The organism is Streptomyces zinciresistens K42, assembly GCF_000225525.1.
Taxonomy (GTDB): domain Bacteria; phylum Actinomycetota; class Actinomycetes; order Streptomycetales; family Streptomycetaceae; genus Streptomyces; species Streptomyces zinciresistens.
The window spans coordinates 1-1,794 of record NZ_AGBF01000422.1 but is presented as its reverse complement, the minus strand read 5'-3'; the positions used below and the strand labels follow the sequence as shown (position 1 = coordinate 1,794).

1 protein-coding gene and 1 pseudogene are annotated in these 1,794 nt (G+C 76.6%); both read right to left on the bottom strand.

Annotated features, from left to right (window positions below; genetic code table 11):
* Positions 1-375 (bottom strand): annotated as a pseudogene (locus SZN_RS36950) (hypothetical protein); the annotation flags it as partial.
* A 403-nt stretch (positions 376-778) separates the two neighbouring features.
* A complete protein-coding gene (locus SZN_RS36945) occupies positions 779-1,570 on the bottom strand; it encodes an RNA polymerase sigma factor SigF (RefSeq protein ID WP_043735445.1) in 792 nt (263 codons plus the stop codon).
* Positions 1,571-1,794 lie beyond the last annotated feature (224 nt).

The window sequence follows — 1,794 nt, the reverse complement described above, 5'->3', positions numbered from 1 at the left end:
GGCCGCCGCCGGGCAGGTGCCGTCGGCCGTCCACGCGGACCGCGGTCCCGCGGCGTCCGGGTCGCCCTCGAAGTTCTCGGCGGGCGAGATGCGCGCGGTGCCGCGGTAGACGGGCGCGCCGCCCGCGCCGTCCGCGCCCGAGGCGCGCTGCAGTTCCACGGTGCCGTCCTCGAACGCCTGCGAGACCGCTTCGAGCGTGGCCGGCGCGGTGCCGTCGGCGCCGTCGCAGGTGACGGAGACGGAGACGCTGCCGCCTGGCGCGACGGTGCCGGGGCTGACCTCCGCGGCCGGGTCGGAGCCTGCGGCCTGGGCGGGGGTGCCCAGCGCGACGCCGGCCAGAGCGGCGACGGACAGGGCGCGGGCGGTGCGGCGCATGGAGGCTCCTTCGGCCGGCGACTGCGGGGGCCACGGCGTTCGTGACCCCGCAGCCATGACAGCCCGCGCGGCGCCGGGGCGCGCGCGGCCGGGCCCCATTCGCGGGACGCCGCAGGGCCGACCGGGTGACACGCCACGGCCCCCGGAGCACGGTCCGGCGACGCGGCGCCGTGCTCCGAACGGGGAACGGCACGCGTGTCGCGCTGACGGCGTTCCGGCCAGGGGGGCGGCGTGTGCCGTACGGCGTCGAGGGCCCGGTCGGGGGCGACGGGCCCCGGCGGCGGCGCGTTCCAGGGAGCGGGGCCGGGCGGGCGGTCCGCGTCCGGCCCCCGGCCCACCGCCCCCGGCGCCGGGGGCGCGCAGTCCTCGTGGGGTGCCGCGCCCGCCGTGGGGCCCGCGGGCGTCAGGCCGCGTCCTCCATGACCTGTTCGCGCAGCCTGGCGCAGCACCGGCTGATCAGGCGGGACACGTGCATCTGCGAGATGCCCAGCTGTTCCGCGATCCGGCTCTGCGTCATGTCGTTGAAGAACCGCATGTACAGGATGGCGCGCTCGCGCTCGGGCAGCGCCGCCAGCCGGGGCTTGACGGCCTCCCGGTCCACGACGGTGTCGAGGGCCGGGTCGGCGGAGCCGAGGGCGTCGCTGAGCGAGTACCCGCCGTCGCCGCCGGGCAGCTCCGCGTCGAGCGAGAGGGCGGTGAAGCTCTCCAGCGCCTCCAGGCCGGTGCGGACGTCGGCCTCGCTCATGTCCGCGTGCGCGGCGATCTCGGCGTTCGTCGGCCTGCGGCCCGAGACGGTCTGGAGGTCGTGGACGGCGAACCGGACGCGGTTGCGCAGGTCCTGGACCCGGCGGGGCACGTGCAGGGTCCACATGTGGTCCCGGAAGTGCCGTTTGATCTCGCCGGTGATGGTGGGCACGGCGTAGCTCTCGAAGGCGTTGCCGAGGTCGGGGTCGTAGCGGTCGACGGCCTTGACCAGGCCGAGGGCGGCCACCTGCCGCAGGTCGTCGAGGCTCTCGCCGCGGCTGCGGAAGCGGCTCGCGAGCCGGTCGGCCATGGGCAGCCAGGCTTCGACGATCCTCGCGCGCAGGGCGTCCCTGGGCTCCCCGTCGGGGAGGCCGGCGAGGGTGCGGAAGTCGGCGGCGGTGTCGGGGGCGTCGTCGTGGGGATGACGCTTCGGGCTCACTGGAGTGGGCATGGTGCGTCGCAACTCCCTTGGGCGTGCTCGGTGATGGACGGTCACCGTGGGAGCGCGGCGCGCAGCGGATGCGGACACACCCGTGGTGGGGAAACGACCTCTTCCCACGGACGTGCCTCCTGTCCGAAGCACTTCTGGTTCGCCTGCCCCCGCTCCCCGGGCCCAAACACCCGCACAGGTTTTCCCCGCCGCCCACGTTCGCCCACCCGGACCGCCCGGCGCGC